Annotated in this window: 11 protein-coding genes; 2 read left to right on the top strand and 9 right to left on the bottom strand. The window is 52.8% G+C overall.

Translation table 11 applies throughout. From position 1 onward, the window contains the following. Window positions 1-16 precede the first annotated feature (16 nt). A complete protein-coding gene (locus PSAB_RS17900) occupies window positions 17-1756 on the top strand; it encodes an ABC transporter ATP-binding protein (RefSeq protein WP_025335963.1) in 1740 nt (579 codons plus the stop codon). Continuing rightward, window positions 1710-3509: an ABC transporter ATP-binding protein gene (locus PSAB_RS17905; RefSeq protein WP_025335964.1), complete on the top strand. Its 1800-nt coding sequence runs from the start codon at window positions 1710-1712 to the stop codon at window positions 3507-3509. The genes PSAB_RS17900 and PSAB_RS17905 overlap by 47 nt, the downstream gene beginning before the upstream one ends. A 119-nt stretch (window positions 3510-3628) precedes the next feature. On the opposite strand, the gene PSAB_RS17910 is transcribed toward PSAB_RS17905, so the two are convergent. The 9 genes from PSAB_RS17910 to PSAB_RS17950 all read right to left on the bottom strand — a co-directional run bounded on the left by PSAB_RS17910 (window position 3629) and on the right by PSAB_RS17950 (window position 15405). Beyond that, a complete protein-coding gene (locus PSAB_RS17910; protein ID WP_025335965.1) occupies window positions 3629-5185 on the bottom strand; it encodes an extracellular solute-binding protein in 1557 nt (518 codons plus the stop codon). 59 nt (window positions 5186-5244) lie between these two features. Continuing rightward, the gene (locus PSAB_RS17915) at window positions 5245-7539 is read right to left on the bottom strand and encodes a DUF4962 domain-containing protein (protein WP_025335966.1); all 2295 of its coding nucleotides are present in this window, start codon (window positions 7537-7539) and stop codon (window positions 5245-5247) included. Between the two features lie 2 nt (window positions 7540-7541). Next, the gene (locus PSAB_RS17920; protein WP_038596037.1) at window positions 7542-9626 is read right to left on the bottom strand and encodes a heparinase II/III domain-containing protein; all 2085 of its coding nucleotides are present in this window, start codon (window positions 9624-9626) and stop codon (window positions 7542-7544) included. After that, a complete protein-coding gene (locus PSAB_RS17925; protein WP_025335968.1) occupies window positions 9623-10384 on the bottom strand; it encodes an SDR family NAD(P)-dependent oxidoreductase in 762 nt (253 codons plus the stop codon). Before PSAB_RS17925 ends, PSAB_RS17920 begins: the two co-directional genes overlap by 4 nt. Then, on the bottom strand, window positions 10374-12251 hold the full coding sequence (locus PSAB_RS17930) for a cache domain-containing sensor histidine kinase (RefSeq protein ID WP_025335969.1): 1878 nt from the start codon (window positions 12249-12251) through the stop codon (window positions 10374-10376). The genes PSAB_RS17925 and PSAB_RS17930 overlap by 11 nt, the downstream gene beginning before the upstream one ends. Continuing rightward, the gene (locus PSAB_RS17935) at window positions 12248-13279 is read right to left on the bottom strand and encodes a response regulator transcription factor (protein ID WP_025335970.1); all 1032 of its coding nucleotides are present in this window, start codon (window positions 13277-13279) and stop codon (window positions 12248-12250) included. Before PSAB_RS17935 ends, PSAB_RS17930 begins: the two co-directional genes overlap by 4 nt. 67 nt (window positions 13280-13346) lie before the next feature. Beyond that, window positions 13347-14228 (bottom strand): carbohydrate ABC transporter permease, encoded by an 882-nt coding sequence (locus PSAB_RS17940; RefSeq protein WP_025335971.1) that lies wholly within the window; start codon window positions 14226-14228, stop codon window positions 13347-13349. Window positions 14229-14252: 24 nt separating this feature from the next. Then, window positions 14253-15209: an ABC transporter permease gene (locus tag PSAB_RS17945; RefSeq protein ID WP_025335972.1), complete on the bottom strand. Its 957-nt coding sequence runs from the start codon at window positions 15207-15209 to the stop codon at window positions 14253-14255. Continuing rightward, entirely contained in the window at window positions 15199-15405 is a 207-nt protein-coding gene (locus PSAB_RS17950; protein ID WP_025335973.1) for a tautomerase family protein, read from the bottom strand. The genes PSAB_RS17945 and PSAB_RS17950 overlap by 11 nt, the downstream gene beginning before the upstream one ends. Window positions 15406-15521 lie beyond the last annotated feature (116 nt).

Genomic DNA, 15521 nt, shown 5'->3' on the forward strand with positions numbered 1-15521 from the left:
TCAAGGTGGGGTGATTATGAAGGATTCTGTACTGCTGCGGTTTTTCAAGAGCCGAAAGCTCAGCTACGCCGCAGGCTTTGCGTTTATGTTCGCCGCTTCGTTTATTCAGACGCTTTTTCCCAAAGTGCTCGGCAGCTCTGTCGACCTGATGAAAGAGAGTGGCTTTGCGCTTCGTCCCGTGATGACAAACGTGCTGTGGATGGTGCTGATCGCCTTAGCCGTCTTCGTCTTCACCTTTCTGTGGCGAAATATGATTATCGGGAACGGGCGGAATTTGGAGTGCTATATTCGGGAAGAGCTGTTCCGGCATTTATTGACCCTGTCTCCCTCCTTCTACAGCACACGCAAAACGGGCGATCTGATCGCCCATGCCATCAACGACATTTCCGCCGTTCGCATGACTTTCGGTCCGGCCACGGCGATGTCCTTTAACGGAATCGTGATCTGCCTGTCCTCTATTTATTTTATGTTCGCCGCGGTGGATGTCCGGCTTGCGCTTCTGACGCTTGCTCCCCTGCCGCTGATCGTCGCGCTCATGCTGTTCATCGGCCGCAAGATTCAGAGCCGCTTCCGGATCGTTCAGGATCAGTTCGGGCTCGTGACAGACAAAGTGCAGGAGAATATTTCCGGCATCCGGGTGATCAAAGCGTATGCCCAGGAGCGTACGGAAATCGAAAAATTTGGCGCTTTAAGCCGCGGCATGGCGCAGTCGAATGTGAATCTGATCAAGGTATCCGCCGCGCTTCCTCCCTTGATCGAATTCGGATTTGCCGTCTGCTTCGTAATCAGTCTGTTCTACGGAAGCCGCATGGTGCTGCGGGGTGAGATAAGCATCGGCGATTTTGTAGCGTTTAACGGATATTTAAGCCTGATCGTCAGCCCGATCGTATCCATAGGCCGGGTCGTCACCATTTTCCAGCGCGGCATGGCTTCCCTCGGGAGGCTGTATGACATCCTGAGCGTCAAGCCGGATATCATGGATTCCCCGCATGCGCTGCGGGTTCGACCGGAAGGCGATATCGAAATGCGCCATTTAACCTTTTCTTATGAGGGCGCCGGCGTTCCCGGACTTACGGATATCTCGCTGCGACTGCCCCAAGGGCGTACGCTGGGCGTCATCGGACCAACCGGAGCGGGCAAAAGCACGCTTGCCGCTCTGCTGCTGCGGCTGTACAATACGGCGCCTGGGCAAATTCTGGTGGACGGCCGTGACATCGGCGATTATTCGCTTGAACATTTGCGGGAAAGCATCGCTTTGGTGCCGCAGGATACTTTTGTTTTTGCATCTACAGTTAAAGATAATATCGTCTTGTTCAAGGATACATACGGCGATGGGGAGATTGAGGCGGCCTCCCGGCTCAGTCTGATCGCGGACAGCATCTCCCGTTTCCCTGACGGATACGACACTCTTCTCGGAGACCGCGGAGTCAATCTATCTGGCGGCCAAAAACAGCGGATGGCCATCGCCCGCGCGCTGATCAGGGATCCTGCCGTCCTCATCCTGGATGATGCGCTTTCGGCGGTTGACGCCGTCACGGAAGGACGAATACTGGAAAGCCTGCGCCGGGCGCGGAAAGGCAGAACCAATATCATCATCTCCCACCGGATTTCCGCGCTTATGGAAGCAGACGAGATTATTGTGCTGGATAAGGGCGCCATTCGCGAACGTGGGACGCATGAAACGCTCCTGCAGAAAGGAGGAATGTATTATGATCTCTACACGGCTCAACAGGAAGACGTCCAGCGTAAGGCTTGAGAAAGGGACATCCCCGGGTCCGGTAAAAGAACTGCTGCGGCTGTCAGCGCCTTACGCCGCTCCGCTCGCGATCGCCTGCCTATGCGTGGTCATTGTGAACGCTGCTTACCTCGTTCAGCCGCTGATCCTTCAGCGGGTCATCGACCGCTTCCTGATCGGGCATGCCGTCCCGCGCGGCCTGGATTCCATAGGGGGCATGGCGCTGCTGTATCTTGCTGTTTCGGCGGCGGGCGGCATTTTCTCCTACATTCAGGCGCTGCTCGTCGCCAGATCGGGACAGAGTCTGATTCATCATCTGCGGGTCAGAGTGCTGTCGATCATTCAACTGCTCCCCCTCTCCTATCTGGACCGAACCCTTCCCGGAAGGCTAATCACGCGGGCAACTAACGATACGTCTGAAATCAGCGATTTATACACTGACGTTGTCGTTATGCTGATCAAGGATGTGCTTCTTCTCGGTGGAATCGTGTACGTCATGCTATCGCTCAGCCTGAAGCTGACGCTCGTTTCTTTTATCGTGATTCCGCTCATCGTCTTCCTGGTCGTCTTCATCAAGAACCGGATTCAAAAAAACTTTTATCACATGAAGCATTATATCGGCAAAATCAACGGCTTCATCGCCGAGAGCATCTCCGGAATGCGGGTTATCCAAATCTTCCGCGCCGAAAAAGAAAAGGAAGAGCAGTTTCTGGAGCTAAACGGCCGCTATTTTGCAACCACGCTGACTCAAGTGCGGCTGAACAGCATCCTGAAGCCTGCCTCCGATCTGTTTCAAAATCTGTCCATCGCCATTCTGGTCTGGTACGGTGCAGGCAAAATCTTCGGCGGCTCGCTGCAAATCGGCGTTCTTTATGCGTTCACGACGTACATCAAGCAATTTTTCGCGCCCATCTCCGACCTTGCCGACAAATATACCTCGATTCAATCGGCGCTTGTCTCCACCGAACGGATTTCCGAGCTGTTCCGGGAACAGGACCGGCTGGAAGCTCCAGAGGAGGGACTTCCTATGAAGCGCCTGGACGGAAAGATCGAGTTCAAGCATGTATGGTTTGCTTATACCGATGACGATTGGGTGCTGAAGGACGTAAGCTTCGTGATCGAAAAAGGCCAGACCGCCGCCTTTATCGGCGAGACCGGCGCGGGCAAAACGACGATCATCAGCCTTATCAACGGATTCTACCGTGTGCAAAAGGGCGAGATTCTGATCGACGGCGTCAACGTCAACGATATCCGGCTTACCGATCTAAGGCGGAACGTTTCCGTCGTGCTGCAGGATGTGTTTTTGTTCTCGGGTACGATCCGGGACAATATTACGCTCGGGGACGATATCGACGACGGGACCTTACGGAACGCTCTTCGGGCTTCATGCGCCGAGATGTTCGTTAGGGAACTGCCGGGCGGGATCGACGAGCCGGTTACGGAACGGGGCGGCAGCCTGTCCGCGGGCCAGCGGCAGCTGATCTCCTTCGCCAGAGCGCTTGCGCATGATCCCGCGATCTTCGTGCTCGACGAAGCGACGGCCAATATCGATACGCACACGGAGAAGCTGATTCAACGGGCGGTTGACAACCTTGCTCGCGGGCGAACGACCCTGATTATCGCCCACCGCCTGTCGACGGTTGCCGGAGCCGATATCATCATCGCGATGAAGAACGGCCGGATCGCCGAGTCGGGCGGCAGCGCGGAACTCTTGAAGCGGGGCGGGTATTACGCGAAGCTGCTGGAGGAAAGCCGCAGCCATGCCGCTTCCTGATGAGGATTTCCCATTGCATACTCCTTGCACAAAAAAACTGCCGAGAATAATCTCGACAGCCGAATCTTTATACTTAAGAGGAGCCCGGTATAATCCGTCAGCTCCTCTTAAGAGCAAGCTTATCTGCGGGGCATGGTGATACCCGTTTTGGTTTTATATTTTTCCGTAGCTTCCTTGATGACATCCTTGCCGCCCTTGGAAAGCCACTCTTCTACAGCCTTCGGCCAGTCGCTGATGGGCTCCTTGCCATACACCATCTTCACCATGTGCGTCAACAGCACCGGAGGGGCCGTATCCGAGTTGGGAGAGATGTCCGGATTCTTCACCAGGGCGTCAAGACGCGGGTCGAACTGAATCCCGTCGCGGCCTTCCTTAGCCAGAATCGTTTCGTATACTTTGATCAGATCCTTGCCTTCTTCCGTCATATTAAGGACCCCCTTGTTGTAAGTGGTGTCCTGCACCAGCCACAGGAAGGACTGACGGTAGCGCTCCTCATCTACGGCAGCGGAATCCGTCGGGGGGGTGTATACGATTTTGCCGTTCTCTTCCTTATAGGTTTCGCCCTTGTTCCCGAAGGTAAAGAAGGTTTCCGCCTCATCGCTCAGCATCCAGTCAAAGAATTTCACGATATCCGCAGCATTCTTCGTACCTTCCTTGATAAAGTAGGTGCGCGTAACGGAGCCGTACAAGTAGGAGCCGCCTTTTCCGTCAGGGCCAACCGGCGAAGGAATAATCTCCAGCTCGGCGGATGGCGTTGCAGCCTTCAATTGCTGCTCCCACTGCAGAAGCTCATTGGCATTCATCGTCCACATACCCGCTTTACCCGCGAGAATCGCATTCTTGTAGTTGGTCGGGTTGATGGTGGCGAATTCCTTGTTGATCAAGCCTTCGTCATACATGGTCTTGTAGGTCTGCAACGCTTTCATCATATTTTCGTTGTCCATAAACTTCGGCTGAACCTGGCCGTTTACTTCCTCGAACATGGACAGATACGGAAAAACATCATAAGCGCCAAAGAAAGCGTCGGAATACTTGAAATCCTGCCGGCCCATGTACGGGTTCTCAACGCCCAGCTTTTTGAAGGCCCGGAGCACATTCAAGTACTCATCGACCGTTTTGGGAACCGGCAATCCAGTTTGATCCAGCAGGTCCTTGCGAATCCAAGTCGCGCGACGGGACGGATTGGACAGAAACTCCGGTATCGCGTAGATTTTCCCTTGATAGGTGACATTTTCCCAGGCTTCCTGCGGAATTTTCTTCAACAGGTTCTGACCGTATTTCTGCAGCAGGTCATCCAGGGGCATGAACACGCCCGCCACAACGGAACCGGCCATTTCCTTGCCGTTTACGCCGCCTGAGCCTTGAACCACGTCAGGAATATCGTTAGTGGCGAACATCTGGACCATTTTCTGCTCGAACTCCTTATGAGGAACCAGTACAATGTCCAGATCGGTGTTCGTCATCTCCTCCAGCTTCTTCACCCATTTATCCTTATTCAGATTGGGCGATTTCTCAACATAGTTAAATGCCAGCGTCCGCAGCGAGATGGAGAATTTAGTTTTCTGCGGCGCATTTGTCACTTCCCCGGCAGTCACTTCTTTATCCTTACCCGAGCAACCTGCAATGACTGAAGCGGCCATTAATGCAGTCAGACAGACGCCAATCCACTTTTTCATTTTATAACCTTCTCCTTGTAAAATGGGGTGCCAATCGCAATTGAAAACGCTTTTAAAGACTAGTATGCTTTAGGAATCTCAACCCGGTGGGTAACCCCCTGATTCGTAAAGTAAACATGAACCCCATGGTCCTGATCGTCCATAAAGTACGATACGTAATCCCGGCTTCCTGATTTTTGGGGAATAAGGAGAGTAACGATCCGATGGCTCATGGCCTCTTCGGTTGATGCAGTCAGGTGCCAATGCTCGGGCAGCCCTTCCCAATCCTTCGGATCTACACCGGTAAATTGATTGTTTTGGCTAAGCGCCATCTCTCCGGAAGAGCTGTAGACAAACCGGCCCTCCATTTGAGCTTTTTTGCCATTTACTTTGAAGGTTTGGCCTTTCAACGTCATGGGATATAGCGTATGGAACAGCCAATCCAGTTTTCCGGGACGTTCCAGATCCAAACTATCGGTGATGACAAAATAAGCGCTGTCAAAGAAGTATATTTCCCGCACATACCGCTTGATATAGGGCACATTCTCCCGGTAGGCTTCCGTTGCATCCATTTGAGTGTAGCTGATCCCGGGCGTGCTATGCGCCTTCAGCACCTTGCCGGAGGCTGCCATGTTCTTCGATTTGTCCGTTCCGGCATATTGGCCCCTTCCGTCAATAAGAATCACGTTCTTGGAGCGGGTTTGCCTGCGCCACTGCATATGCATCGTGCTGTTGAATGCGACGTAATAGCCGCTCTCGATAGCCAGAGGCTCGCCGAACGCATGCAGCAGGAAGGCGTTCTGATCACCGTGGCTATGGCTCACGGAGCCGTAACGGCTGCTCTTGGCGAGCATCATGATATGCTCCTGCGGCTCTGCCATCCGATGATGCATAGCGACCCAGCCAACATCCTGAAACCACTTCAGAGGCTCCGCAGCGAGCGGCGGCTCTGAAGGAACCTGCGGATAATCCTTGCGGTAAACCATCTCATCGAACCGGAAATCCCACCAGCCGTAATTATAGAAGATCATCTGGGTATCGGGATTCAGCTCGTTGGTCCGCTCATAATACCACTGGTATTGTCCATTTCCCATTAAGCCGGCGAATTGGCGGATATTGAAGCCCGTCTTGAGACTGACCGGATCTCCCAGCGTCGATTGATCCCCGAAGCTGGCCCTCAAAGTGTCGGGGCTGAAGCAATAGAGCGGAAAGTCGCCGGTTTTGCGTAAGAAGGGACGCTCATAGAAGTTGATTCCCATGTATTTGCGAACCAGATTGAACGCCTCTGTAACGAAAGCCATCTGAGTGGTCCAATACATAGGACCTTCAGCCCAGCCGCCATCCTTGCCGCCCCATGGAGTATACATTGCGGAGAAATACTCCAGCGTATAATCAAACCATTCCTGAACTTTCTCCTCCTCACCCAACATGGAAATGCAGCAGGGAACGAGCACGGAGGACAAAGAGCGGACCGCATGGCTGTCATAAGGCACTTGATGAATTCGGGAGCGTTCGATGACGTGGAAGGCCACCTGTCCGGTTCTCCGCAGCAGAGCCTGCCGTACCTTAAGACGCTCCTCTTCCGTCAGAGAGCCGTGAAGCCAATCATAGCCCCATGCCAACGCTCCGGCTATGCGAAAGGCGCATTCATCATTGTAATCCCGGCTGGTGGTACCCTCCGTGTTCCAACTAGCAGCATGAAGCAGCCACTCTCTGGCTTTGGCGATGAGCACCTCGTCCTCCAGCACAACCCCCGCTATGGCAAGATGCCGAACGGCGTAGAAAACTTCCTGGCAGTCCATATACATCTGTCGCCATAGCTTGGCGGCGCGCTTATTATCCGGATATGGTGCAGGCTCGGGAATGAGAGCACGCTCTGTCCAGGGCAGGACGGAATGCTTCATAAAGTCATCCCAGCCAGTCGAGACAGGGTCTTGGCGGACGGCTTCCCGGAAGGAATGAAGTTGTTCCGCCTGGAGCCAAAGCCGCGGATGGCTGGCGGAAGCGGCGGAATACCGTTCCGCTCGGGATGGGAGAGGCGTTAACGGCAGCTTATCCGCAACCACGAAATCCCTTACTTCGCTCCATCCGAAACGGGTATCATTCTCCCCGATAAGAGTGTAGCGCCAATGATAGCTGCCGGGTTCCAGCGGCTTATCCGGAGTAAACAGATTATAGGGTATTCGACTGTAAGTCAGCGTGCATTCAGGCTCAAATTCGGTGGTTGAGGATATCTGCAGCTCATACATTCCCTCTTCCAGACAAGCAGGCATCCATGTAAAACGCGGCGGGTTCTCTCCAACATCCGTATGTTCATCAGGCCCATAAGACACGTCGAGAACGCCGCTGGCGGGTTGAAATAAAGGTTCGGACATCTTTACTCCTCCGTATTCCGGTACTCTTCCTGAATCAGTCCCGCTTCGGGGTTCAGGCAATAGGCAACTCGTTGCCCATCTGCTTCTATCTGGATTCGGGCCGGTCCGCCCGCTTGACTCACAAGCTTCAGTACAGCCGGTTCATGACCGGCCCGGTAAACCGTAATAAAATGGGCCGAGGGGCCTCTGTGCCGAAGCATGATGCCTCGAATGCGCCTGCTCGGGTCTTCGGTAATACCCGGTGTGCGGATTTCATGCAGAATGGAGCCGGGCGGCAGCAGAGCGCTTACGGTCACTTCATATTCCGGGTCGTGACCCCCTTCACCATGACGGGTGCTCCACCCTGCTCTTAACGCACAGTCCGTCTCATTCTTCAGTAAGGATAGCACCTCTACTGAACCGTAGCCCGCTTCCTGTCCGAGGACTGCCGGAGAGTCCGTCCGGACGCGGGAAGACTCGACCGGGAACAGCAAATGTCCCGTCGGATGATACCACCAGTCTATTTCCCGATCCTGCTCGCGGCCCGTCACCTGCTCAACATGAAACCAGTCCAGCAGCCAACCGTCGGTCAATAAAAGATGCCGGTCGAGAACAGCCTCTTCATATGCGCCGTCCGAGCGAATCCATAAGTACGTATCTTCATTTTCCTGCCGGAATTGCCTGCAGCTGCCGGTATGGGGAGCCTGGGAGCGTCCTCCGATGCTTACCGTGTTATGGCTCGCGGTTTCGGCATACCATTCCTTTCGCAAAGTGGAGCCGTAAGGAACCATTCCCAGCTCGGGAGCAACCTCTCCCAACCGATGCATAATTGTGATATGCAGCTTGTCATAATGCCCGTGAGAGCCGCCATGCTCTCCGAAGTCTGCCAGAACAGACAGGGGGTTGCCCGGGTGGCGGAGGATGGCGAAGCCGGAATCCGGCAGCAGGACAGAGGCCCTCTTCCAGGAGGCGGAGTGAAGCTCCATACTCTCTTCTTGTCCGTACAGCACCGCCTCCAGACCGGTCCGCTCTTCCTGCCCGTATAAATACCGATAAGCCTTCGCCAGTACAGGATGGAAGGTGGGGTCTTTGTAAACCGCACACCCTATTTCGAATACTTCAGCGATTTCCCGCGCGAAGGGAACGCGTGCATAAGGACCATCATGCAGGGCTGGAAGCTCCCCGTTATCGCCACTAAGCTTTACCAGCAGCTGAAACATGCCACGGATGGATTGTCCCTGATCTCCCTTGGCGTCATAGAGGTCGACACCGAAGCGTTCGGCCATCTCGGCCGCTATGAGATAAGCCCGCAGCACAAAAATATGGTAGTACGTGCTGCCTTCAAATTCAAAGCCGTCCGGCTTGACGCCAATAGACAGATGATGATAGAACCCGCCTTCCCCCTCCAGCAGGGAACCGAGCTTTTCCCCGGTACCCTTGGCGGCATATACGCAAGCCAGGCTGGCGTTTAGCCATGCGGTATAATTGTTCTCTGCATTCTTCTTCTCGTGAATGAGAATGCGGCGGTACTGCTCCATGCTCTCCTCCAGCATCGTGAAGAACGCCTGCAGCTTCTTCTCTTCCCCTGCCGTGAACGTCACTCCATGGTCCACAAGAAGCAAGTAGGCCCGAATAAGCGTGGTGGACCAGATAGCCTCCGTCAGCGCCTGATGAAAGGCTCGGCCCCTAAGCATCCAGGGTTGAGCATCGGGATGAACCGGATATAGCGGGAACTGCTCCGCATATCCGGCAAGAATCGTCCGGGCCAGGCCGCTATAGAAGTCTTCCCCGTCTGCGGCGTATACCGCAGCAGCCTGCAGCGCGTACCGAGCCATCGCCTGATGCCGGTATACCAGCCATGCTCCCCGGTACGGTTCACCTTCCAGCTTGCAGCCCTTCGGACAAGAAAAGACAACCGCATCCCGCTCTGCAGCATCGAAGATCAGCTCGGTATGATGCCGGGGACACACATATTGATGCCACCAGCCGCCGGGCTCTTCCGGAAGAAGAATCTCTTCACTCCGGAAAAAGTCCAGCTCTGTCTTCAATTTATCCACCGCATGGCGGGCCCAGGAAAAAGTAACCGCTTTCTCCTTTATGGTCATCATCGCATGGACATGCCTCCGTTAATTTCAATGATTTCGCCTGTCAGATAATCCGACAGCTCCGAAGCGAGAAATAGTGTCACGTTGGCCACATCCTGCGGAACGCCTTCCCGGCCTAGCGGAATCTTCGTAATCGTTGCCTGCCTTGCCGCTTCCGGGGTAAAAGTAGCATGAAAAGCGGTCTGACCGATGAACCCGGGGGAGATAGCGTTTACATTTATTCCGTGAGAACCCAGTTCCTTGGCAAGCCCCTTGGTATAAGACCATACCGCCGCTTTGCTCGCCGCATAGACAGAAGCGCCGGGCCCGCCGCCGTCATGGGCCGCGAGGGAAGATACATTGATGATTTTACCTCTTTTCTTGGCGATCATTCCCGGTGCTACGGCTTTGCAGGCAAACACGCATGATTTAAAATTGACGTCCAACACCTTGTTGTAATGTTCTTCGTCCATTTCGGTATTGGGAACCCTCTTGACCATACCGCCCGCGTTGTTGACGAGGATATCGATGGTTCCGCCGAAATGCTCCTCAATTTCCTTCACCATGTTGTCCAGTTGGGCAGGGCTTGTTGCATCTGCCTGAAAAGCATAAGCTTCTCCTCCGGCCTGACGGACCGCTTCCACCGCCTCCTCCGAAGAGCCGAACAAATAGTTTACGGCCACTTTGGCGCCGGAAGCAGCCAGCGTTTCCAGGATTTGTCGGCCGATCCCCGCATTGGACCCTGTAACAAGCGCAATTTTACCAGTCAAATCAATTATCATTGCATATTCCTCCCAATAACGTTTTATTTTTAAAACATTCTTTTCCCCGCTCCACAGGCATGGACAAGATCATCCGCGTTCCCTCATTCTCCTTGCTTTCGACGCTTAACCCGTATTGTTCTCCGAACACCATCTGGATTCTCCGGTGCACGTTCATGATCCCAATCCCCCCTCTATGATAGCGGGAATCGCCTTCCGTATCCGCCAGTTGATTCAGGTTCAGCTTTTCGCGAAGCTCGTCGAGCCGTTCCCGGGACATCCCTGATCCGTTATCCTCTACGAGAACATAAAGCCGGTCTCCCTCTACCCTGGCGTCGATTCGAATATAATGCCGGTCCTCAATCCCATTGGAAAATGCATGCTGAAAAATATTTTCGATCAAGGGCTGAAGCGTCAGCCTGACCGTCTTGGCGAGAAGCAGCGCTGGCGGAATCACAACATCGATTTCGAACTCCCGGCCGATCCGGTGCTTGAGAATCGTCATGTAGCTCAATACATGGCGAAGCTCATTGGCTATCGTAATCTCCTCCAAGTTCGTTTGGATGGAGTAGCGAAGCATGAACGCCATGGCCTCCACCATTTCCGTTATTTCATCCGAATCCTGAACGACCGCGTAGCATTTAATAGTCTCTAACGTGTTATAAAGAAAGTGCGGATTAATCTGCAGTTGAAGCGCCTGAAATTCCGCCTGCTGACGCTCCAGCCTGGTCTCCTGCAGCTCCAGAGCCGCCTTCTGGGTCGTAAGCTCCGCTTCATATACCCGCTCGATCATTTCGGACAGTCGGGTCACCATAAGATTGTAGCTGCGCATCAAGCCCCCCAGCTCATCCTGACGGCCGTCCGTCTCAAGCCTTCGCCAATTTCCTTTTTCCGTCTCCCTCATGCCTTCCTTGAGAATCAGGATAGGCTTCGTGATAGATCCTCCGAATCGAGAGGCAAGCCACAATGTACCGGCAAGCGTGAGAACTCCCACAACCAGCGTGGTCGTGCGTATGGTCGAGATGGGCTTGCGCAGCTCGGCAACCGGCATGGATACCACAAGCTGCCATTTGGAATAATCGGATTTTCGCGACACGAACATATACTCTTTCCCGTCTACCTTCTCCACGACGGAATCGTTCGGGTGCTGAAATACGTTTCGGATGAGATCAGCAGATAACCCTGGAAGGTTCTCATTCCCTTCCGGCCGGTATAGGAGTTTGCCGAATTCGTCCATGATAAAGAAGAATCCGCCCTGTCCCAAATCAAGAGGTTCCCATATGCGGGCCAGATCCTCTGCCTTGAACTCGATGGCCACAATGCCGTTGGGACGATAGGAGGAAGCACCTCTGATTCGGCGGACCATCGTAATAATGTTCTGATCCCCTTCATTCGCCACATTCGTGTTGAGAATGGCAATGCGGCCGCTATCCGGCGTATGGTTGCTTAAGAAACGGTAGCGTTCCAGGGGATGAAACTGCAGACTGTAAGCCTGATTCGAGTTATCGTCGCTGATGGCCTTGCCGTGTTCGCCAATGACGTACATCAGGTTAATCTGGGGATAAAGAATAAACAGAGAGCGAAACAAATACTTCTGTATGTCATTCGTATATTGATAGTAAGAGTAGTTGTCCTCCGGGTCCATATCAAGGAACTGTTTGACTTGACTATAGGACAGGATGGAATCGCTGGCCTTTTCATAATTTTGCAAATACAGGTCCGTTTGATAGGACGCGCTCCTGATGACTTGGGCAATGGACTTCTCCGAAGATTTATCAAGCGCTTCCGAAGCCTGAAAATAAGAGATAAATCCTACCATGGACAAGGATAGAACGATGACGGTCAGAAAGGAGGCAAACAGCTTACCCGACAGACTCTTTCTCATCATTCAATTCCCAGCCGGCTGCGGTACTCGGAGGGAGACAGCCCCGTGAACTTCTTGAACGTCTTCGTAAAATGGGGGTGGTCCGCATACCCGACCTCATAGGAAATATCGGTTATCCGATAGCTTGAATTGGCAAGCAGCCTCTTGGCCTTCTCCATCCTGCGTTTAATGCGGTAGTGTACGAAGGTCTCTCCCGTCGAGTGCTTAAACAACTGGCTGAAGTAAGAGGCATTCAGACCAAGCACCTCCGCCACCTCCTCCAGCGAAACTTCCTGGGCGAGATGCTTTTCGATGAATGCTTTAGCTTCCTCTACCGGTTCCTTCGCCTTGCCCTTCCGCTTTATTCGAAGCTCTTCCAGTATAGCTTCCGACGCCTCTGCGAAGCAGCGGAACAACTGTTCAGGTCCGGCTGCTGCGGACAGGTCAAGCATGCTTTTACCGGGTGTAACCGAATTGGCATGGAGCTTCTTCACGAGCAAGGTGTAACCCTCTTCCAGGAGCTCTTTTTGCTGACATCGGCTCATCCTGCGCTGTAGGAAGTCAGTTTCCCATTCTTTTAGCACAAGGTAAAGCTTCTCTTTATCCAAGGTCCAGACGGCATCATCCATCCGTACGACCCATTCATCGAGCTTGGCGACAGAGACAAAGCTCCCCAGTTTCTCTCTATTCGCCTCCAGCTTGGCGATCACATTCTGAAGGCTTCCTCTGCTTACGGGCTTCAGGAGATATTCTTTTACTCCATAGGACAAGCATTGGCGGGCGTATTCAAAATCCCCATAGCCCGAGATGACAACGGTCTGAATATCCGTCTCCATCTCCGACAGCCGCCGGCACAGCTCCAGTCCGTCTACCCTCGGCATGCGGATATCTGTAAAAAGAAAATCCGGCTGTTCCTCCATAATGAACTGAATCGCCTCTTCCCCATCCTGAGCCAGCCTGATGCTATACGGATGCCCGCCGCATTGACGGATCATGACAGAGAGTCCCTTCCGAATCATGGGCTCGTCGTCTACGATCAATACACATCTCATCCATGGATACCACCTTCCGTTCCGTCTCGCTTCGCGCATTTCCTATTTTATCACATATCATGATAAATCAGGATTTCACGGAGCCGACCATCATTCCTTTAACGAAATGGCGTTGAAGGAACGGATAAATCATGATAATAGGAATGGTAGCGATAATGATAACGGCCATTTTGATGCCCTCAGGCGATGTGTGCGCCAGAGAGCTATAGACCGAGGAAGCCGGGTCGATGCTGATATCGTCCGTCTCGAACAGCTTCTTCAGCATCACCTGCAGAGGCCATAAGGTCGGCTTGTTGATGTAATACAGAGCGCTCATGTACGTGTTCCAGTGCCCGACGGCGTAGAAAATCCCCAATGAGGCCATTACCGGTTTGGACACCGGCAGCACCATACTGGCGATCATCCGCAGCTCGCCGCACCCGTCGATCCGGGAGGAGTCAATGAGCTCCTGGGGAATCTGCATGAAGAAGCTTCTCATCACGAAGAAGTTAAAAGCGCTGATGGCGCCCGGAAGCATGAGAGCCCAAAGAGTGTTCATAAGCCCTAAGTTTTTGATCAGAATAAAGTTCGGAATAAGGGGAGCGCTGAATACCATGGTGAACAATACCATCATGACGATGTATTTGCGGCCTACGAATTCCGGGCGCGACACCGGATAAGCGAGAGACGCTGTCGCAATCAGATTGATTGCGGTGCCCAGCACTGTAATATAGACAGAGACGCCGAACGCCCGCCAAATGGAGTGATCGCTGAAAACGTACTGATAATTGATCATCGTAAAGTCCTTTGGCAGCAAGCCTACCCTGCCATTAATAATCGCATCCGAGCTGCTTAAGGATTGGGCAATCACGTTCAGGAACGGCAGAAACATAGCCAAAGCAAGGGCGGTCAAAAACAAAAGATTAAACACGTTAAATAATTTCTGGCCGCGAGTATAGCGTCCTCTCATCATCCCTACCTCCATAAAGAGCGTTTAATACAGCGATTCACCGGTAGTTTTCTTGCTCAGAATGTTGCCGATGAACACCAGCATGAGTCCCACTACCGACTTGAATAGCCCCACTGCTGTTGTATAGCTGTATTGCTGGGACAGCAGCCCCGCCTTATAGATATAAGTGTCCAGAATCTCCCCGTTCCCGGTATTGAGCGCGTTCAGGAATACCCATACCCGCTCGAAGCCAAGATCAAGAAATCTCCCGATATGGAGAAGGAACAAAATCATAATCGTCGGTATAAGAGACGGTAGCGTAATGGCCATGGTTTGCTTCCAGCGCCCGGCTCCGTCCACTTCCGCAGCCTCATACAGGTCCGGGTTGATTCCTGCCAATGCGGCCAGGTAAATGATCGTGCCGTACCCGGAATCCCGCCAAATGCCGGAACCGATCAGAATCGTGCGGATGTATGAATTTTCACCGAGAAAATAAACCGGCTCAAACCCGAAGGCCTTAATAACCTGGTTCACTATCCCTGTTCCGGGAGAGAGGATGCCCAAGGCGATTCCGCTGACAATTACCCAGGACAGGAAGTGGGGCATATAGACCACCGTTTGCAAAAACCGTTTGTAAAACACAAGACGAATTTCATTCAGCAGGAGCGCAAGCACTATCGGAGCAGGGAAGGCGAATATGAGATCATACAGACCCAGCAGAATCGTATTGCTTAAGATTCGTCCGAAATCCTGGTATTGAAACATGGCCCTAAAGTGCTCAAGCCCCACCCACTCACTGCCCGTAAAGCCTTTAAAAATATTGTAGTTCTGAAACGCAATAACCGAACCGGCCAACGGCACGTACTTGAAGATGATAAAGTACAAGATCCCGGGAAGCGCGATCACATAAAGCGCCCTGGATTTCCACATGTATGAAAGAAGGGACTTCTTCGAATTGGCCTTGTATTTTATAAGGTCTAACTCGGTTATATTAGCCCCCATAACCGTTTCCTCCAGGTCCTGCTTTCAACAGGTTTGCCGGAGCATTCTCATCTAAGGGAATTTCATGAAATTCGATTGTAATAAACCGTTCCTCCCGTTCAATAACCCGGGATAGCTCCCGCTTGAATACAGCAACAATCTCCTCCTTCTGCTCCCGTGTTCGGCCTTCGTACATTTTAATCGTAATGTGCGGCATCTTATTTCCTCCATTTCCTCGAATAGTGATTGGAACATCCTTATTTTACCTCCAATAAAGCGCTTGCAATATGGAGTTTCTATGAGTGGACTTGTGTTTTCTTTAGGGTAGCCTTG

Source organism: Paenibacillus sabinae T27 (assembly GCF_000612505.1).
Classification (GTDB): domain Bacteria; phylum Bacillota; class Bacilli; order Paenibacillales; family Paenibacillaceae; genus Paenibacillus_AQ; species Paenibacillus_AQ sabinae.